This window comes from Rothia sp. CCM 9418 (assembly GCF_048512825.1).
Taxonomy (GTDB): Bacteria; Actinomycetota; Actinomycetes; order Actinomycetales; family Micrococcaceae; genus Rothia.
This window is the reverse complement of the sequence record NZ_JBLXXX010000001.1, coordinates 333,532-352,419: the sequence shown is the minus strand read 5'-3', so window position 1 is coordinate 352,419 and position 18,888 is coordinate 333,532. Positions and strand designations below refer to the sequence as shown.

Annotated in this window: 14 protein-coding genes and 1 tRNA gene; 5 read left to right on the top strand and 10 right to left on the bottom strand. The window is 47.5% G+C overall.

Translation table 11 applies throughout. The features are described from left to right. Nucleotides 1-113 precede the first annotated feature (113 nt). From ACN083_RS01650 to ACN083_RS01640, 3 genes are all read right to left on the bottom strand, one after another. Entirely contained in the window at nucleotides 114-1,127 is a 1,014-nt protein-coding gene (locus tag ACN083_RS01650) for an inorganic phosphate transporter (RefSeq protein ID WP_419101085.1), read from the bottom strand. 3 nt (nucleotides 1,128-1,130) lie between these two features. After that, nucleotides 1,131-1,751: a DUF47 family protein gene (locus ACN083_RS01645; protein ID WP_419101084.1), complete on the bottom strand. Its 621-nt coding sequence runs from the start codon at nucleotides 1,749-1,751 to the stop codon at nucleotides 1,131-1,133. 261 nt (nucleotides 1,752-2,012) lie between these two features. Beyond that, entirely contained in the window at nucleotides 2,013-2,732 is a 720-nt protein-coding gene (locus ACN083_RS01640) for a histone acetyltransferase (protein WP_419101083.1), read from the bottom strand. A gap of 144 nt (nucleotides 2,733-2,876) precedes the next feature. On the opposite strand from ACN083_RS01640, the gene ACN083_RS01635 reads away from it, so the two are divergent. Both ACN083_RS01635 and ACN083_RS01630 read left to right on the top strand, forming a co-directional pair. After that, nucleotides 2,877-2,949 (top strand) — tRNA-Lys (locus tag ACN083_RS01635). A gap of 89 nt (nucleotides 2,950-3,038) precedes the next feature. Further along, nucleotides 3,039-3,530 carry a GNAT family N-acetyltransferase gene (locus tag ACN083_RS01630; RefSeq protein WP_419101082.1) on the top strand — a complete coding sequence of 164 codons (492 nt, stop codon included), beginning with the start codon at nucleotides 3,039-3,041 and terminating at the stop codon, nucleotides 3,528-3,530. A gap of 99 nt (nucleotides 3,531-3,629) precedes the next feature. Here the strand turns inward: ACN083_RS01630 and ACN083_RS01625 are convergent, their stop codons facing one another. The 6 genes from ACN083_RS01625 to ACN083_RS01600 all read right to left on the bottom strand — a co-directional run bounded on the left by ACN083_RS01625 (nucleotide 3,630) and on the right by ACN083_RS01600 (nucleotide 14,237). Next, on the bottom strand, nucleotides 3,630-5,702 hold the full coding sequence (locus ACN083_RS01625; RefSeq protein WP_419101081.1) for a glucose PTS transporter subunit IIA: 2,073 nt from the start codon (nucleotides 5,700-5,702) through the stop codon (nucleotides 3,630-3,632). A gap of 433 nt (nucleotides 5,703-6,135) precedes the next feature. Continuing rightward, complete coding sequence (locus ACN083_RS01620; RefSeq protein WP_419101080.1) at nucleotides 6,136-8,631, bottom strand: HAD-IC family P-type ATPase; 2,496 nt, start codon at nucleotides 8,629-8,631, stop codon at nucleotides 6,136-6,138. 144 nt (nucleotides 8,632-8,775) lie between these two features. Continuing rightward, on the bottom strand, nucleotides 8,776-9,546 hold the full coding sequence (locus tag ACN083_RS01615; RefSeq protein WP_419101079.1) for a heme ABC transporter ATP-binding protein: 771 nt from the start codon (nucleotides 9,544-9,546) through the stop codon (nucleotides 8,776-8,778). Nucleotide 9,547: 1 nt separating this feature from the next. After that, nucleotides 9,548-10,540 carry a FecCD family ABC transporter permease gene (locus ACN083_RS01610; protein ID WP_419101078.1) on the bottom strand — a complete coding sequence of 331 codons (993 nt, stop codon included), beginning with the start codon at nucleotides 10,538-10,540 and terminating at the stop codon, nucleotides 9,548-9,550. 44 nt (nucleotides 10,541-10,584) lie between these two features. Next, complete coding sequence (locus ACN083_RS01605; protein WP_419101077.1) at nucleotides 10,585-11,769, bottom strand: heme/hemin ABC transporter substrate-binding protein; 1,185 nt, start codon at nucleotides 11,767-11,769, stop codon at nucleotides 10,585-10,587. 104 nt (nucleotides 11,770-11,873) lie between these two features. Further along, on the bottom strand, nucleotides 11,874-14,237 hold the full coding sequence (locus ACN083_RS01600; RefSeq protein WP_419101076.1) for an HtaA domain-containing protein: 2,364 nt from the start codon (nucleotides 14,235-14,237) through the stop codon (nucleotides 11,874-11,876). 197 nt (nucleotides 14,238-14,434) lie between these two features. Between ACN083_RS01600 and ACN083_RS01595 the strand changes: the two genes are divergently transcribed. Beyond that, nucleotides 14,435-15,094 (top strand): heme oxygenase (biliverdin-producing), encoded by a 660-nt coding sequence (locus ACN083_RS01595; RefSeq protein WP_419101075.1) that lies wholly within the window; start codon nucleotides 14,435-14,437, stop codon nucleotides 15,092-15,094. Between the two features lie 71 nt (nucleotides 15,095-15,165). On the opposite strand, the gene ACN083_RS01590 is transcribed toward ACN083_RS01595, so the two are convergent. Then, nucleotides 15,166-15,831, bottom strand: coding sequence for a VTT domain-containing protein (locus tag ACN083_RS01590; protein ID WP_419101074.1), 666 nt, complete (start codon nucleotides 15,829-15,831; stop codon nucleotides 15,166-15,168). Between the two features lie 150 nt (nucleotides 15,832-15,981). On the opposite strand from ACN083_RS01590, the gene ACN083_RS01585 reads away from it, so the two are divergent. Together ACN083_RS01585 and tadA are read left to right on the top strand one after the other, a co-directional pair. Next, nucleotides 15,982-18,177, top strand: coding sequence for a RecQ family ATP-dependent DNA helicase (locus tag ACN083_RS01585; protein WP_419101073.1), 2,196 nt, complete (start codon nucleotides 15,982-15,984; stop codon nucleotides 18,175-18,177). Between the two features lie 26 nt (nucleotides 18,178-18,203). After that, a complete protein-coding gene (tadA, locus tag ACN083_RS01580) occupies nucleotides 18,204-18,725 on the top strand; it encodes a tRNA adenosine(34) deaminase TadA (RefSeq protein ID WP_419101072.1) in 522 nt (173 codons plus the stop codon). Nucleotides 18,726-18,888 lie beyond the last annotated feature (163 nt).

Here is an 18,888-nt window from a genome sequence, read left to right as displayed (position 1 = left end):
CGAAGTTCTGCGGTTAGAAGATGAGGGGTGTGACGCGTGTATGCGTTACACCCCTCATCGTATATGTGATGCAGTACGAGTGTGCATGAATAATTCATGCAAAGATTTTGAGGCTATTTGAGAGCTGGGGAGAGTAGCAGGAAGAATAATGAGGCGATACAGAACGCCGCAGGTACTGTTGCCACCCATGTCAAAATAACCTTGAGTGTGATAGGAAGACGTACAGAAGAGAATCTTTGATTGATGCCTGCGCCGAGCACGGAGGCGGAGGCAAAATGAGATGAAGATACGGGCGTGTGCAGAAAAGCTTGAGATAAGAAGAGAGCTATTGCTGTTGTTCCCTGTGCAACTGCACCACGGAATGGGTCGATTTGAACCATTTTATGTGCAAAGGTGTGCCCGATACGCCATCCGCCCACGAGGGTTCCTGCTGCGAGGGTTAGCGCAAAGAAGAGGATGGCCACGATAACCCATAACGGGGTGAGTGATATATCTGCGCATAGACACATTAATAAGAAGAACAATAATGCTCGTTGTCCTACTTGAATCCCGTGTATGAGAGAAATAGCTGAGTTTGACATCGACATTGCGTGGCGTGAGACCTTATGCACTGCACGCGGATATGCCTTAGACGTCAGGCGAGATAGAGGAAAAACTGTTGCCCACGAGAGGAAAAATACTAGGGCAGGAAGCACCAGAAACGGAACAAGAATGAAGCTTTTAAAAGACTCTGTGAGCGGGTTAACGGTCGCAATATTTGATTCGTTTGCCGCCCAGACTGCGCCAATGAGTCCGCCAAAAAGAGCGTGGGTGGACGAGGATGGCATCCTAAGCCAAAAGGTGATGAGTCCCCATACTATTTGAGCGAAGAAAGCTGTGAGGAGGATGGCTAAACCTACATTGTTAAGCGGTACCTTCACCCATTGTGAGTGATGGCTTGTGAGGATGGCTGTACCAGCGAGGACTCCTAAGAAGTTAAGGCAGGCGCCGACAAGTAACGCTATTCTTGGTGTGAGTGCGCGGGTTCGTACGGGGACGGCGGCGGCGTTGGGTGCATCATGGAATCCCGTGACGAAAAGATAGCCGGTGAGTCCTAAAAATGCGAGGATAAACAGGATGATGCTCACTATTTATGATTCCTGTACCACGATGCGACCAATTTGCGCGGAGACTGCTCTCATGGAATCAGATACAGCTTTGAGCTCTGTAATGAATTGGAAGTGCTTCATATAATGTTGGCTGTTATTTTGGTCTACAAGTTCGGCACTGTAGATTTCTGCTGTGCGTGTTGCTTGGCGTGAGATGCGTAGCATGTCAATCCAGTATTCGTCGAGTCCTTTGAGGTCTTCGAGTTTTGGGATAACAGCTGTTGTTAGGACGGCTTCTCGTTGGATGAGGTCGAGCATCGTGGTCAGATGTGAGGGGAACCTGTCGATACGGTGTAGTGAAAGCACATGTGCGGCACTGGTGAGGCGTTCTACCGCTGTCATCAGGTGGTTTGCTAGCGTGTAGAGGTCTTCTCGAGGTAGGGGAGCAGCGAAGGAGCTGCGTACGAGTGTCATGGTGGTAAAGAAGAGGTCTTGTGCTTGTGCTTCTTGTGTGAACATCTCATCGAGGATGTTGGAGGTGTCTGCTTGTTCTATGGAGCCCACGAGTTCTGAGAGCATGTCTGCTGAGTTGATAACTTTTCGTGAAAGTTCTGCTAGAGACTTGAGGGAGGAGTTCTCAGAGAGGAATAAATAGTCAAACACGGCTTTCCTTCGGGTGGTTCCCCGCAAACTTATGATGTGCGTAGTGGTGATGCAGGCAGATGAGCCGTTCTGGGGAAGTGTTTTAGGCGATGTCAGGCTGGGAGCGCCTCTCGGCGGAAGGCCGCTCGTAGCGGCTATATTTTTGGAGCCCGGGGCTACCTATTAGCAGCCTGACATCTATATCTAGTTTCTTCTCTTTTGCTAAGGATGTCAAACGTTCGATACCGATGATGCTGCATGTGTAGATAGCGTTGTTGGTGTCTATTCGAGGGTGCCTGCTCGCCATAATTGTGCTGCTTGTTCGAGATCTTGGGAGATTGTGAGGAGTTGTTGAGTTTTGGCGTGTAGTTGTTCTGCTCTTCTGCGTGCTTCTGTCTGTACTTCTGCACTGGGGCGTAGCTGATATTGCAGTGTTGTCTGATGTGGGGGAGTCGGGGAGTTCTTTCCCGAGACAATGGTGTGCGCGGTAGCTCGTTGTCCTGTTGCGATAACAGCGCAGAATGCGGCGAAACGTTCTAACGCTATATCGAAATCTCCGGTGTAGGCTCCGGTGAGAATGGTGTTGGTGGTTTCTGCGACTTCTTGTTCGGTGGGTGGGTCTGCTACACCTGCGATGAGGGAGGAACGCCAGTTTTGTTCCATTCCGCGAGCATAGTAGTGCGCGATTTGTGTTGTATGTGTGTGGACGGTGTCTCTAATGAGGTAGATTCTCCAGAGTGCGCCAGGTAAAGAGAGAGCAGACGCTTGTGACCACATTTCTGCGAGTGTTTCTAGTCCGAAGGTGTCGGTGAAGTGGACAAGTTTTTGGGTAATGTTTGGGTCGGTATTTTTTCTTCCTTGTTGTAATAGTGCATGCGCTGAATAGTGTGCTGCCTGTGCGGTTGTTTGGGGGTCTGAACCACCAGGGTAACGGTCGAATACCTCAGTGGAGAATGTGACGGGGCGGTGGTGTGTTCTGTTGGGCTGAGGGTTTTGGGGCATAGGGATATTCTAGGTTTTTTAGTGTTGAGGGTGAGAGGGTTTAAATGTGCTCCTTATCGCGTTAAAAATATTCTCTGTGGAGTTTTTACTTTTTCGATAATTGCTGTATAGTAGTACCTGCTGAGTTCGTTTGAGCTTGGTGGAGCGCCTTTAGCTCAGTTGGTAGAGCATCGGACTTTTAATCCGTGGGTCGTGGGTTCGAGCCCCACAGGGCGCACCGCAAAAACCCCGTTCTGGTATATATTCCAGAGCGGGGTTTTCGTTTATGGTCACTTATTCACAATGACAGATTCTAAGGTGGTTACGATGGCTAAAGACCAAGAACCAGACTTTACGGTCAAATCTTTTGATGAGCTAACCCTTCGCGAACTGCACGGAATCTATTGCACCAGAGCCGAAGTTTTTACCCGCGGGCAAAAAATTACTGAACCAGACCCTGACGAAACAGATATTAACTGTATACACATGTTTCATCAGGCCGATGACGGAACAATCTTGGCGTATATCCGGATGTTCGACTGTGGCAAATACGTCGATGAATCACATGAACTGATGCCTGGGGCTTGGACAATCGGAAGAGTTGCAGTGCACGAGAAAGCTCGAGGAACGGGACTTGGACGCACCATCCTTGAAACCGGTATTCGTTGGATTAAAGAAAATACATCAGCTAATCGTATTGAGCTAACAGCACAGTCTTATCTGAAAGATACGTTATATCGAGAGTTCGAAGAATACGGTGAAGAATTTATGGAAGCTGGTATTCCACACGTGCATAAAGTTTTACCTCTGCACCCATAAAAATATTCCTTCAATAGACAAAGGCTGGGTGTCTTACCAAAAATCTTTGGCAAGACACCCAGCCTTTTATATCAGCACTTTGAGAAAAGGAAGAATCCCTTATTTAGCGGTGATAGAGAGCAACTTGCTTGAGGTGTTTACATCGCCAGTTACGCCTGCAACGTCTTCGTACTTGACGGTGTTAGTGACAAGGACGGGGGTGACGAGGGAGTAGCCAGCTTTTTCAATGACGGAGCGGTCAAAGGTAAGAAGTTCTTGACCAGCTTCGACGCGGTCACCCTTAGCAACGAGAACGTTGAAGCCTTCGCCATTGAGGTTGACGGTGTCGATACCGACGTGAATGAGAAGTTCTACACCGTTATCGAGTTTGAGTCCGATAGCGTGGCGAGAAGCGGGGATGGCGGCAACTTTGCCTGCAGCAGGAGCAACAACAGAGTTTCCGCTAGGAACAACTGCTGCACCCTTACCGAGCTGACCAGCTGCGAAGATGGGGTCTGGAACCTCAGACAATGCGATAGCTTCGCCTTCAAGAGGGGAAGAAATCTCCACTGCTTCACCAGAAGCCCAAGGAAGGTTTTCCTGAACCGCAGAGGTAGCAGCCTGAGCCTTATCTGCAACAGCACCAGCAGCGGCACCGGCAGCGCCTGCAGCAGCACCAGCGGTAGCAGCTACTTTCTCAGCTACTTTGCCGGTAGCAGGAGTCTTGGACTCGTAGCCGAAGACAAGAACGCCAGCCATTGCGCCGAAGAACGCGATAGCAAGACCGATGACGTAGTAGCCAGCAGGCTGCATTGCAGGGATAGATAGCAAGGAGGTAAACGCGAAGGCGTAAGACTTAACACCCAAAGCGGAGATGGTTGCGCCACCGATAACAGCGGGAACCAAGATGATGGGGATAACGCGCTTGTAGCGAAGCACAACACCGTAGAGGGAAGGCTCAGAAATACCGCCGAGCAAACCGGAAGCGGCTGCACCAACAGCAGTCTGACGAAGCTCTTTATTCTGCTTAGCACGGATAGCAACACCGGTAACAAGACCGAATACTGCGAAGTTGTATGCGCCCATAGGGGACTGAATGAAGTCGGTACCGATGGTCTGAAGGTTGTTAATCATCACAGCGTTCAAAGGCCAGTGTAGACCAAGTGGAACCATGAAGAGGTAGAGACCTGCAATGAGGCCGCCAACAAGCCAAGGAGCAACTTCGTTAACTCCGCCGATGACGTCAGAAATAGCCAATGCGAACTTGATACCGAAAGGACCAACAAGGAACGCAGTAACAGGAACCAAAACCATGACAGAAATCATGGGCACGAATACCATGTGGAGCATGGTAGGAATAATGCGCTTGAGGAATCGCTCAAGTGGAGCAAGAAGTGCGGCAGCAAAGAGCGGTGGGAAGATCTGTCCGGTGTAGTTCATAACGTATAGCGGAAGGTCTAAGCCAAGGAATGGAACGTTGACAACGCCATCAACTGCAATATTGTTGAAGCCCTGGAATACACCGGTCATGAGTGCTGCAGGGATAGCTGCACCAACCCACATGTTTGCGCCAAGGCGCTTAGCTGCGGTAGCGCCAATCATAATGGGCATGAACTGCAAAACAGAAAGTGATGCAGCGAGCATGAGGAACCAGAAGGGGTAAGCGAGACGCCACTCATCGAGCATCTTTGCAGCAACTTCTGGATCTGCTAGACGAGGTCCGTTAACGATGTCGATGTTTACGGTTTCGCCGGTAAGGTCAACGTACTGGCCAAAATATCCAATTTGCTGCATGAATACGATGAGGGTCAAAATCATCGAGGTGCCAAGCAACGCCCAAAGAACAGGGCGGAATGAATCGGAGAGAACGTCGAATACGCGGGTTAGTACGCTTGCTTTTTTCTCGCCTTCAGCGGAGGACTGGTTGGAGCCTTCTCCAATAGCACTCATGCCGGGGAGTTTGAGCATGTCGTTGTAAACAGCTTCGACTTTGTCGCCAAGAACAACTTGAGTCTGTCCGGACTGTTCGATGATGGAAAGAACACCGGGGACCTTTTCGATCATTTCGGTGTTGATTGCTGAGCGTGATTTAGGGGTCACGCGCAGACGGGTTGCACAGTGAGTGAAGTGCGAGATATTTTCTGGGCCGCCAAGACCTTCGAGGATTTTGGCACCCATCTCGGAGTTGTTCACTGGTACTCCTTCTGGATTGGTGTGTGCGGAAAGTCCTGAGAAAACATAAAAGACCCGAGCTACACCTCACCGAGTTTTCAAAGTAATACTTTGGAAAGTAGTTCTCTGCTGTGAGAGCTACCGTAATATAACCGGTGGTTCAACAAATAGTGCATCTAAAAATGATGATGTTGAACAATGTAACTCAGGTCTTGCCTGCTATCTCAGTAACAATCCTGTGATGGTATGAGTAAACGCTTGAAGAAGCGCTTTCGGCAGTAACTTTACACCCTCTGAGCGTTTTCTTGCAATACCCGCAGAAAATAACAGCTATCTACATAAAACGTAATTGACAAGTATATATTTCGTTTGAGGAATATCTCCAAGGGAAATATCTTAAAAAACTTGTCTAAAACGACCATCCTTCTTACACCAAAACTGATTTTTGGAAACGTTATGAGAGACGAGCCGCACGTTCTGCTTCAACAGCTTGAGGGTGATAACGACGCAACCAACGCTGATGGACACGTAGGTTCACTTCCACAAGAACAATGCCAAGAACACCAAGAACAACAGACCACAGATGTAGCTCTGCCGGAGGCATCATAAACTGATGATATTCATGTAAGAGAGGAACATGAATTGCTGCAACCATACCAAGATAGAGCAACCCAACCATCGCTAAACGATATGAGCGCAACGGACGTATAACGGTTGTCACGTTATAAATACCGATCATGGTCAACGTGATAAAAGTAGCCGTCTGAATCTGTTCTTCAACAACAGCGCTACCCAAAGAACGACCTAAGAAATTAACGCTAACAAGCATCGTCGTAATAATCACCGCGGTAGGAATCGCATAATGCAATGCACGATTCAAGAATCCCGAAACATATTTACGAGTATTAGGGAACATCGTAATAAAGAACGCTGGGCCACCAACAATCAACAAATCAGCTGTTGAATACTGACGTGGTAAGAAGGGGAACTTCCAACACAAAATACCCAAGGTGATACCCAATAAAATCGCAAACGCTGTCTTTGAAAGGAATAGATTCGTCACACGCTCAATATTGGCGATAATCTTTCGGCCCTCATCCAACACCGACGGTAACCGGTCAAAACGTCCATCCAAAAGAACCAAACGAGAAACAGCCTTCGTCGCTGGAGCAGCATTTCCCATGGCGATACCTAAATCAGCATGCTTGAGAGCTAACGCATCATTAATACCGTCACCAGTCATCGCAACAGTCTTACCATGCTCTTGCAATGCAAGAACCATATTCTTCTTCTGCTGAGGATTCACACGACCAAAAACAGCATGGTTCAACACGGCTTCAGTAAGTTCAGGGCCTTCATCAGGTAATAAGGACGTATCGATAGCACCAGCAGAAACATCCATACCAGCAGTCTTTGCTGCTGCCGCAACAGTCTGCGGATTATCACCAGAAAGAACTTTCAAATCAATTCCCTGTGACCGGAAATACGCCAACGTCTCAGGTGCTTCTTTACGAACTTGCTCGCGGAACGTTACAAAACAAAGTGGCTTCAACGCAGCGGGAATACGAGGTACCACCTCACCCTTTGCGTCACGCTCCAAAGATGAAGCATGGGCAAGCACCATTGTACGCAATCCACTAGAAGCAAGTTGCTGAGCACGCTCTCTTTCTGCAGAGCCACCCTCTAAGAGAGCTTCAGGGGCGCCTAATATCCACGCTCCAGTATCAAACTCCACCGCAGAAAACCGTAATGCAGACGAAAATGCAATAACACCGCGTACGGGGCTTGACGGAACAACACGGAAACCGTCAGCTAAAGCTGCTGCCGTAGGATTAGCGTTTTCATCAGCACCAAACCACGCAAGAGCCTGTTGCCCCGCCTCTGACAGGGCAGAAGAAGAGTCGTCCTGTGATGTTTGAACAGATAACGGCAGGAGCTCATTAAAACGTACGCCGCCTTCAGTGAGAGTGCCTGTCTTATCAAAACACACCACGTCAACACGAGCGAGTACTTCAACGGCAGGTTGTTCTTGGATCAGAACATCATCTTGAGCAAGCTTGACTGCAGCAGTCGCAAAAGAAATCGTTGTCATCAGGGCTAACCCCTGAGGAATCATAGAAGCAATAGAAGACACCGCAACGATAATGGCGTCTTGCCAGACATTATGCTCAAAAGCATAGCGCCAGCCACCAGCAGCTACCATCTGCCCGTTAAGAACAATTGCAATAATTGGTACTAACGCATAGGTAATCCACCGAACTACGCGTTCCATTCCGGCGCGAAGCTCAGAATGAATAACGCTAAACTTTCGAGCCTCTTGAGCTAACTTCGCTGCGTGAGATGACGTACCTGCTGCATAAATACGGACACGGCCAGTTCCACCCACAACAGAAGAAGCTGACAAAACCTTGTCATTAGGACGTTTAGCAACTGGATCATTCTCTCCAGTGAGCATGGACTCATCAACATCTAATCCGTCAGAACTTAACACTAACGCGTCAGCAGGGACCTGATCACCGCGTTTGAGCAATACAACATCATCGACAACAAGTTGTTCCATAGGAAGCTGAACAACAGAGCCCGAACGAATGACACTCACCGGATCACGACGCAATAATGCAATCTGATCAAGTTTACGTTTGGCAGAGAACTCTTGAATAAAACCAACAACAACGTTGGCAATCGCTGCCAAAAGAAATAAGGTGTCAAGCCAACGTCCCAAAGCAATAACAACTACACCGCATAGACCCAAAACAAGGTTAAAAAGGGTAAATAAGTGAGTGCGAATAATCGTCAAAGTGCTACGAGAAGAAGACTGATCTTGATGATTCGTCATACCAGCATGAACACGCTGTTCAACCTGAACCTCATTTAGCCCATTCTTCACAAGATCCTCAGACGAGGGCGTACTTAACGTGGAATCAGTTGATACCGAACCAGTATTTTTCACGAAATAAACCCCATTATGATGATGAATAAAATATACGACCTATACAGCCTAAGACGACTCTATATCAGAGTAACCACAGAAGCGTCAGAATACCTCATCCCTAGGAGGTATATATCCTAAGAAAAATGATGGAAGAATCTTTATCTAGGACTCATGCCGTTCTGGAAGAACCAGAAGCCTACCATTTGAAGGATGACGCAACACTTCAATAGGGTGACCATAAACCTCGCTGAGCCTTTGAGAGGTACACACCTGCTCAGGAGACCCTTGAGCAATAACTTTGCCACGATTTAACAGCACAATAGAATCAGCGTACGCTCCAGCAACATCTAAATCATGCAACACCACCACAACAGTAGCGCCTTGCTGAGCAAAAGCACGAGCATTTTTAAGAGTCTGCTCTTGATGCAAAATATCCAATGCTGCTGTCGGCTCATCGAGCAAAATGAGCTCCGTACTCTGAGCAAAAATACGTGCTAGATGAGCACGACCCGACTCACCACCGGAGAGCGTCGTAATATCCCGTAACGCCATATGCTCAACTTCAGTAATGCGCATACACCGTTGGATAATATCTTCATCTTCTTGAGCAGCAGATGTGCCCTTCCACGGTGTGCGCCCCATCGCAACGACCTCTTCTACTGAATACGGAAAAGAAACTTCCGTTTTTTGGAGAAGAACAGCACGCTTTTGAGCAAGTTCACGAGCCGACAATGACGATAAGGAAATACCGTTAAATTCTACCTGCCCAGAACTGAGCGAAACATCGGCACAAATTGCTGAAAGAAGCGTCGATTTACCAGCCCCATTAGGCCCAATAAGAGCAACCACCTCACCGGCATGAGCCTTAAAAGAAACCTCTGAAAGGATGTCTTTTGCCCCGATAGAGACCGAAACATTATGAACATTGAGCACGCTATACACGTCCTTTTTTGATGGTTCTCCGTAACAGGAGGAAGAACGTTGGGGCACCAACAAGTGCTGTAAAAATACCAATAGGTAAATCTGCAAAAGCAACAAGAGTGCGTGCTGCTAAATCTGAAGAAGCAATCAGCAACGCCCCGCCTAAAGCAGATGCTGGAAGAAGCAAAGTATTTGAGGGCCCTAAAAGTAGACGTAACACATGGGGGACAATCAGCCCGACAAAAGCAATAATCCCCGCATAAGCTACCGCAACACCCGTTAGAAGGGCTGTTGCAATAACAGCAATGATACGAAGCCTTTCAACATGGACTCCTGCGTGTTGAGCAGCTCTTTCTCCTAAAGCTAATAGGTTGAGCTCAGCAGCAATATATGCACAAATGACAAGACCTATCACAATAATAGGAAAAGCTGTATAGACTGCTTTCCATGTTGCTCCGTTGAGTGAGCCCATCTGCCAAAAAACAATCTGGTCACGAGAAGCGTCATCTGCGATAAAAATCATTAAAGCAATCAGAGCATTTGCAACTGCCGTAATTGCGACACCGGCAAGAATCATCGAAAGAGCTTCAGCTTTACCGTGTGAGCGAGAAAAGATATATACCAAAGCTGTGGTGAGTAAAGCCGCGCAAAACGCAAAAACTGGAACAGTAAAAATTCCAAGGAACGTCCACCCAAAGACGATAGCTGTGCATGCTCCAACGGCTGCTCCTGCAGAAATTCCAATAACGCCTGGTTCTGCTAACGGATTACCAAAAATTGATTGCATGACAGCACCAGAAACACCGAGAGCAGCACCCACAAGCACTCCAAGAAGGATGCGGGGAAAACGAATATTCCATAGCGTGGCATCTGAGAGCTGTAAGGTGTCTAAGCCCCCAAAGAATCGTCGATAGATGGAAGAAAATACTTCAGTAACAGGTACCTGAAACTGGCCAAGAGCGGCAGAAGTTAGCACGACAACAATCAAGAGCGCCGACATTGTCATGAACGTTAGGGTAACTTTTCTTTGCTGAATCCAACTGGTGAACACTAGGAGGTTTTCGCTTCCTGTGCAGGAATATAAATTGCTTGAGCTAAGGAAAGTAATACGGCTGGAGTATTAGGCCCAAAGGAGAGAACCTGACCGTCGTTCATATCAATAATGCGATGGTTTTTACCAGCAGTTGTTTCACTGACACCAGGACGAGCTAAAAATCCTTCATATCCTCCGGTTGATTCTAATCCGCCAGTCATGGTGAGAATCAAATCGGGGTTGAGTTTAACGAGGGCTTCAGATGTTGCAGGAGTTGTTCCTTGTGCGCCTCCTTCAGAGGCCGCATCAATACCGGAAACTGAGGTAATTAGATCGTCAGCTCCAGAACCTTGACCGAGAACAAAGAAGACTCCTGCTGTACCACGTACGTATAGGAACGCCATGGATACTTTTTGTGAGTCTTCCTTGGGTGCTACACGCGCAATAGATTCTTGGACGAGAGATAGCTCAGCACTGACTCGCTTGTTGAGACGTTCTCCAGATTCAGGAACACCTAATGCGTGCGCAACGGCAGTAATTTGTTCACTGATGGTATGTAAAGAACGTTTAGGGTCAAAATGTACGACGGTCAGTCCAGCACTACGTAGCTGTTCTGTAATTTCTAGAGGGCCGTTTGTGGTGTCCATCAGAATTACGTCAGGATGTAAAGCAATAATAGCTTCGGCGTTGAGGTCATGGCCGTTCTGCGTAACAACTGGAAGTTGTGCCAACGACGGTTCTGTTGTTGAGGTAACGCGGCCGACTAGATGGTCAGCTAAGCCTAGTCCTTGCACTGTCTCGGCAAGGGTTCCGTACAGGTCAAGGGCTAGAATTCTGTCAGCTTTTTCTACGGTGACTTCTGTGCCTTGATGGTCGGTGACTGTTACAGGTAGCTGGGGTTGTTGTGGGTTTTCAAGAGGAAGCACCGCTCCAACGCTTTGTGCTGTTGCAGTACCAGTTAGTTCCTTGGGGTTTTTTGATGCGTGTTCTTCGAGGTATTTTGTTCCTTGTTCTAGCTCCGATAGATGTTCAGATTCTGCCTGAGCTGACGAGTTAGATGATGGTGATGATGAACTTTGCTGAGAGTTATTGAGTGTTCCTACTCCACAACCAGTGAGAAGGAATAGGAGAGGAAGCAAACAAAGTACGATAACAGCGCGGAATGGGTTAGAGAGGGAAGCAGAGGATATGGTTGGGCGCATGGAAACTCCAAAATTGTGGTTTTAAAAAAGCTGTTCGGGTAGACAACGGATGGGTAATCTACCCGAACAGCTTGATTGAAGCTATCGACGATAGCGTTGTGAGGTTATGCTGTGCGTCGGCGACGAGCTGTGATAAGAAGCATTGCACCGAGGGTGAGCATTCCGCCACCAGCAATGAGGAATGGAACAGTTTGGGAAGTTCCGGTGTATGCGAGTTGTTCAGCTGTGCATCCTGCTCCACGGTATGCAGTTCGGGTGACTGTTGTGGGCTGACCTGTGACGCTCTTTGTTTCGGGTGTAAGAGTTCCAGAGAAAGAGATGGGGTCAAGTGTTTCGCCGGCGTTATAGTAGCCTGCGAAGGATTTTGCTCCAGCTGCGGTGAGTACTGCTGGAGCAGAAACAACAGAAATCTTCTGCTCGTTCATTGACATCTTTGAAAGGTCAAGATCAGCAAAAGCGACGATTCCGTAGTCAACGTTTTTGCCTTCCATGGAGTTTGCGTTGACGTGTGCGTAGAGAGTTCCGCGTTTTCCGTTGATTTCTACACGAAGGTTAGAAAGCGTTGTGTTGAGAACTCCGTCATGTCCGTGGAAGTTAATGGAGCCGTTGAAGGATATGGTGCCTTTTGCTCCTTCAATATTTCCTGTTCCGTTGGACCAAGTAAATGCACCAGAATTGTAGGTAACTCCGTCAAGGTTCCATCCGCCGTGAGCAATTCCTCCGGCAACGTAATTGCGGAATGATGTGCGAAGTCCCCAGTCAAGAACACCTGCTGAGATGATGTTCTTTCCTGTACTTTCCTGAGTGGTTTTACCAGGTACTGTTTCGGTGATTTGCACTGGAACACAGGTTGCTACTGAAGCAGAAGAAGGGTTACGTGATACGTGTGTATGAGAGTTGCCCTTGGGTGTGGTGGTTTCAGGAGTAGCTGTATTCCCTTGTTGGGTTGGATGTTCAGAAGAGTCTTGAGAATGTGAACTTTGTTTTTCTTCTTCGGTATCCTGCTTAGTTGGGTGATTTTCTGCACGGTCGTAGGAGAGTGTGTTGTCTGTGGTCTCACCTAATTGAGCTTGAAGGTTTAGCGGTGCCATCTCTGTGCCAGCTTGGTAGAATCCGCCAAAGGCTTGTGCTCCTGCTGTGCTGAGTGAGACTGGCGCGTTGGTGAGTGAGACGATATTTTTCTCTATTTTTAGAGAGCTGATATCGATGTTTCCAAGGTACACGGCAGGTGCAGATGTGGTTGATCCGTCCATTGACTTGGTGCTCATGTCTGCAACAAGGTATCCGGATCCTTCGCGTATCTGAATTTGTAGGTTGGAGATAGTGATATCGAGTTTTCCGTGGTGTCCTGTGAATCGTAGGACTCCGTCAAATGCGAATACGCCGGTTTTTTCTTGGGGGTTGAATCCAGATTTTGATTCGTTAACTTTGGTGAAGGCGAAAACATTTTGGTTGTTTTCAACGTCGGTGAGGGATATTTCTCCCTGTGCGATACCTTCGGTGATGTAGTGGATAAAGGATTCTTTAACGCCCCATGTGGCTTGAGCTGATTCGACACTTTGTAGGGAATCGTGAGTTGGTTCAGCAGGCTTGGTCGGTTCAGCAGGCTTAGTTGGTTCAGCAGGCTTGGTCGGTTCAGCAGGCTTAGTTGGTTCAGCAGGCTTGGTCGGTTCAGCAGGCTTAGTTGGTTCAGCAGGCTTAGTTGGTTCAGCAGGCTTAGTTGGTTCAGCAGGCTTAGTTGGTTCAGCAGGCTTAGTTGGTTCAGCAGGCTCGGTCGGTTCAGCAGGCTCGGTCGGTTCAGCAGGCTCGGTCGGTTCAGCAGGCTCTGGCGCAATCTGTGCGCTGATAGTCAGAGGGTCAAGTTCTGTACCAGACTTATAGAAATTCGCAAAGAGTTTCGCTCCATCTTCGGTGAGCGTTGCATTAGCGTTTGTGAAGGTGAGGGTGTTGTCTTTGAAAGATGGTTGTGTCAAGACAACGTTTGCAAAGTCGACGTTTTCTAGGTCTGTGATGTTTCCAGCCATGTCTTTAGACGTTCCTGAAACTTTGATAGTTCCGGTTCCATCAGCGTTAAAGATGAGCTGGAAGTCTTTGAGTGAGATGTCAAGTACACCGTGGTGTCCAGTGTAATGAAGAGCACCTCCAAAATTTATGTGTCCAGTTTTTGTGCTTAAGGAGTATTCTCCTTGGCCCTGTTCCCACGTGATAATTTGTTGGTCGTTTAGGGAAGCTCCATCGCTTGCTTCGATGTTTCCTGCGGCAATAGGTCCGGTGACATATTTATGGAAAGATTCTTTGATGCCCCACGTCATTGTGGAGTTTTCAAGAGTCTTTTGGGTTTGTATATGCTCGCTTGCTGCAGGTGGTGTTTCGACTGCTTGGGTTGCGGGGAGTGTGCTGAAACTGGAAAGGCCAATTGCTGCGGTCGCCAAGAAAGCGTAGGAGCGCTTTGTGCGTTGTGTCGGCATGATATTCCTCTGAAAGGTATGGCTATTTAGGGATGATGCTATTAGGCTACAACAATGTACGCTAATTGCATACATGTTTAGTTACCCTAACCTTATCATCTGTTGTGAAGCGCGTGCTTGCATAAAACGAATTTTAATGACATTATGTCAGTAAGTTATTTAGTGACACCGTGTCACTAAAATGTCAGGAGTACACCATGAACGCCACTGCAACAACAGAAATCCCCGCCGAAAAATTTTCAGCACGACTCAAACGCGAAAGCGAAGAACTGCACTCAACAGCAGAACACTCGGGATTCATGACAAAACTCATGAAGGGCGAACTATCTGAAAAAAGCTACCTGCGTTTACTCAACCAATATGTGTACCTGTACGAAGCCCTCGAAAAAGTTGCCCAAGGCTACCGAGAAGCCGGCAACAAAATGCTTGAACCCTTCAACCAGCCAGAACTAGCGCGTACCGAGCGAATCCGGGCCGATATCAAAGCACTCGGTCAAGAAACTATCGACCCAGCTCTGCCTGCAACGACCAAGTACGCTCAGCGCATCCTTGAAAGTGCCCAAGCGCCAGAACGTTTCCTCTCGCACCACTACCTACGCTACTTAGGTGACCTCTCTGGCGGGCAGGCAGTAGCCGTGCTGATGGGACGTCACTACGGAATTAGCTCAGAAGCCTTGAGTATGTATCGCTTCGACGAGCTACCCAAGCCTAAAATCTTCAAAGATTCATACCGCACTCTCCTTGATAACGCACCTCTGAGCGAAGAAGAACGTCAAAACGTCGTTGACGAAACACTCCGTGGCTTCCAATACAACGCAGAACTTTTCAGCGAACTGATGGAACAAGAATCTCACTAATCTCGCCTCATACAGTAAAAGGTGGATATCTCCAACACCGGAGATATCCACCTTTTACTGTATAACCACTGTTATTTGAAAGAGCGACGAGCCTTACGACGTTCCCGAAGATATTCCACACCGACAGGAAGAACAGAGGCAACCACAATCACAATAACGATAGCCTCAACATTGTCTCGGATAAAAGGAATACCGCCTAAAAGTACACCAGCAAAGACAAGAGTAAAGACCCACGTAATCGCACCGGTAATATTCCACTTCGCAAAATCACGATAACGATATTTCGCAATACCTGCAGCTAACGGAACAAAAGTACGCACAATAGGAACAAAACGTGCAAGAACCAGTGCTTTGCCACCATACTTTTCAAAAAAACTTTCTGCCGCATGAAGATTCTTAGTGTTCAACACCTTCGCATCGGCGCTAAAGAATCTACGACCAAAACGATGCCCCAAATAATAACCGATTTGGTCACCAGCAACAGCAGCAATACACAAGCACAAGAGCATAACCCAAAGGTTCAAGCCCAACTGAACGTGAATAAGACCGAGAGTAAAGAGGAGAGAATCACCCGGAAGGAACGGGAACAGCACACCAGATTCAATGAATACAATCAACGTGACCACAGCCAAAGCCCATGGGCCAGCTTGCTCAAGAATCTTCTCGATATCTATACCTAATAACGCGATAGGCATCTGCACCATGTCAAGAACACCTGCCAAAAGAAGATGGCTCATAAAAAACTTTCCTATTGATAACGGTCTAATGAAAGTAAACTCCTGCCGATTCTACTAGGTAAAAGCTCCGTATAGGCTGAGAACATAAGATTACCTACATCTCTTCCCAAAGGCTTTAGCATCCATAAAAGCTTCCGTAGACTACAAGATATGTCGAATTACTCGCAGACGCATCAGCCTGAGCTACATACAGAAGCAATAAAACTTCTCAGAAAACTCACAGGAAAAAATGACGTAGCCTTCCACCCCGGACAGTACGAAGCTATCGAAGCTCTTGTGCAACATCGTCGTAGAGCCCTCGTCATCGAACGTACTGGATGGGGAAAATCTGCAGTATATTTCATCGCCTCATTACTGATGAGATCATATGGGGCAGGTCCTGCTCTCATCATTTCTCCACTACTAGCTCTGATGCGTGACCAAGTACAAGCAGCCGCTCGTGCTGGAGTCAAAGCTGCCACCATCAATTCATCAAACGTCACTGACTGGGATGAAATACAACAACAACTACGTGATAACACTCTAGACGTGCTCCTCATCGGGCCAGAACGTCTCAACAATCCAGACTTCTGCGAACGCTGGTTACCAGAAATCGTCGAATCCCTTGGGCTGCTCGTTATTGACGAAGCACATTGCATCTCTGACTGGGGGCATGACTTTCGCCCAGATTACCGACGTATTCGGAATATCATTGCAGAGCTAAAGCCCACTACTCCTATACTGGCAACAACAGCCACTGCAAACCAACGAGTGATAGAAGACATTGCAGAACAGCTTAACTACTCTCACAAGACACTAAAAAACTCTTCTCCACAAAGCTCCGATATCTTCATTCTGCGTGGTCCTCTCTCTCGTGACTCCCTCCGGCTAGGGGTTCTTCAGATGAAAGATCCGACAGAGCGCATCGCTTGGCTTGTTGAGCACCTTAAGACATTCACCGGCTCCGGAATTATCTACACTCTCACCGTGTCTGCTGCAGAAGATATTGCGCGGATTCTTAAAACTGCCGGATACGCTGTGCAACCATATAGCGGGAAGATGTCGGTTGAAGAACGTATCGAAGCAGAAGAATCACTGCGAGCTAATAAGGTTAAAGCTCTCGTTGCCACAAGTGCGTTAGGTATGGGCTTCGATAAGCCAGATATGGGTTTTGTGATTCACTGTGGCGCTCCATCGAGTCTCATTGCTTACTATCAGCAAGTCGGTCGTGCCGGACGCGGCACTCAACAAGCAGACGTCTTATTGTTACCAGGATTAGAAGACCAAGATATTTGGGAATACTTTGCAACTGCTTCTATGCCCACTGAAGAAAATTGTTCTGCCGTTCTTTCTGCCTTAGAAGTAGCTCGGCAACAGAATCAACCCATGACTATTAGCGCGTTAGAAACTATGGTTGATATTCGTCGCAGCAACCTCGAACTTCTTTTAAAGGTACTTTCTGTAGAAGGCACCGTATATCGAGTTTCTCAACGTTGGGTGGCAACTGGAACACCATGGAAATACGATCATGAGCGATATGCAAAGGTGGCGCAAACGCGTCAGCATGAGCAAGAAGCAATGGTTTCGTACATTAACACTTCCTCATGTCGTATGGTCTACATGGCACAAGAGTTAGATGACGCTACTGCCAAGAAATGTGGGCGTTGTGATAATTGTTCAGGAATTTGGTATCCACAACAGGTTAGCTCCACTTCTCGTCATATTGCTGAACAAAGTTTTGGCGAAGTTGGTGTTCATATTGAGCCTCGTCGCATGTGGCCAAGTGGACTTAAAAAACTTCTTGAACAAAGTATCTTTGCTGAAGATGACGTAGATATACCGCAGGGCTCAAAAATTCCCGATGAAGAGCGCGCCTGTGAAGGTCGAGCACTGGCACGATTGAGCGATATTGGGTGGGGTAATGTCCTACGAGAGATATTTAAAGAAAATGCTGAAGATGGTGAAATATCTACTGAATTAGGTAGAGCTTGCGTGAAAGTGCTTGCTCAATGGGACTGGCAGGATCGTCCTCAGGTTGTGATTGGGATTCCATCTGAACGTCGTCCGCGTTTAGCGTCTTCTCTTGCTCGTGGTCTTGCTCAAACAGGGCGCCTTAAAGATTTAGGAGATGTGCAGCTGGTGCACCCAACCTCGCATGAGCAAGGCAATTCTGTTTTTCGTTGTTTAGGGGTGTGGAACTCTTATGTGGTTCCTGACTCGATGAAAGATTTTTTGCAGGCGCATCATCCGAGGGTGCTTCTTGTCTCTGATTGTGTGAACTCTAGATGGAGTATGACGGTTATTGCTCGTCAGCTGCATCGGGCTGGAGCACATAGTGTTTATCCTTTTGCTTTAACTGTTTCCTAGATAAAAATAGTATTTGAGTAGTTTATATGTGTAACACAGAATATATTCATGCGCGTGGCGTTAAACGGCAAGACCATCATAAATGGATGCAAGAGGCTTTAGTTTTAGCGGAGCACGCTTTAGAAAGCTCAGATGTGCCTATCGGCGCTTTGGTCGTTACTTCAGATGGAAGTGTTATTGGTCGTGGATACAACCAGCGTGAAAAAAACCAAGACCCTACCGCTCATGCTGAAATCATTGCTCTACGTGAAGCTGCCGAACAATGTGGACAGTGGCGTTTAGAGGACTGCACGTTAGTTGTGACGATTGAACCGTGCATTATGTGTGCTGGCGCAATTTTGTTGAGCAGAATATCAACTGTTGTTCTTGGTGCATGGGAAGAAAAAACAGGGGCGGCAGGGAGCTTATATGACGTTCTGCGTGATAGAAGATACCCGCATTCTGTCGAGGTGTATTCTGGTGTTTTAGAAGAAGAATGCGCATCTCTTATGAAAACTTTTTTTGAAAAGAAACGCTCAGAAAGTCACGGTCCATCTGGTCACTTTTGAGGTTCTTCACGACTGGTGTTCATGAAAGTTACCCCTAGTGCTGAGTGCTCGGTGTGATATTTCTGCCAGTAGTTGGTTGAAAATCTCACACCAAAACACCGAAACTGACCGACGAGTTCAAGTTATGATTTTCTCACAGAGAAGAATACGTGGCTCATAGGGG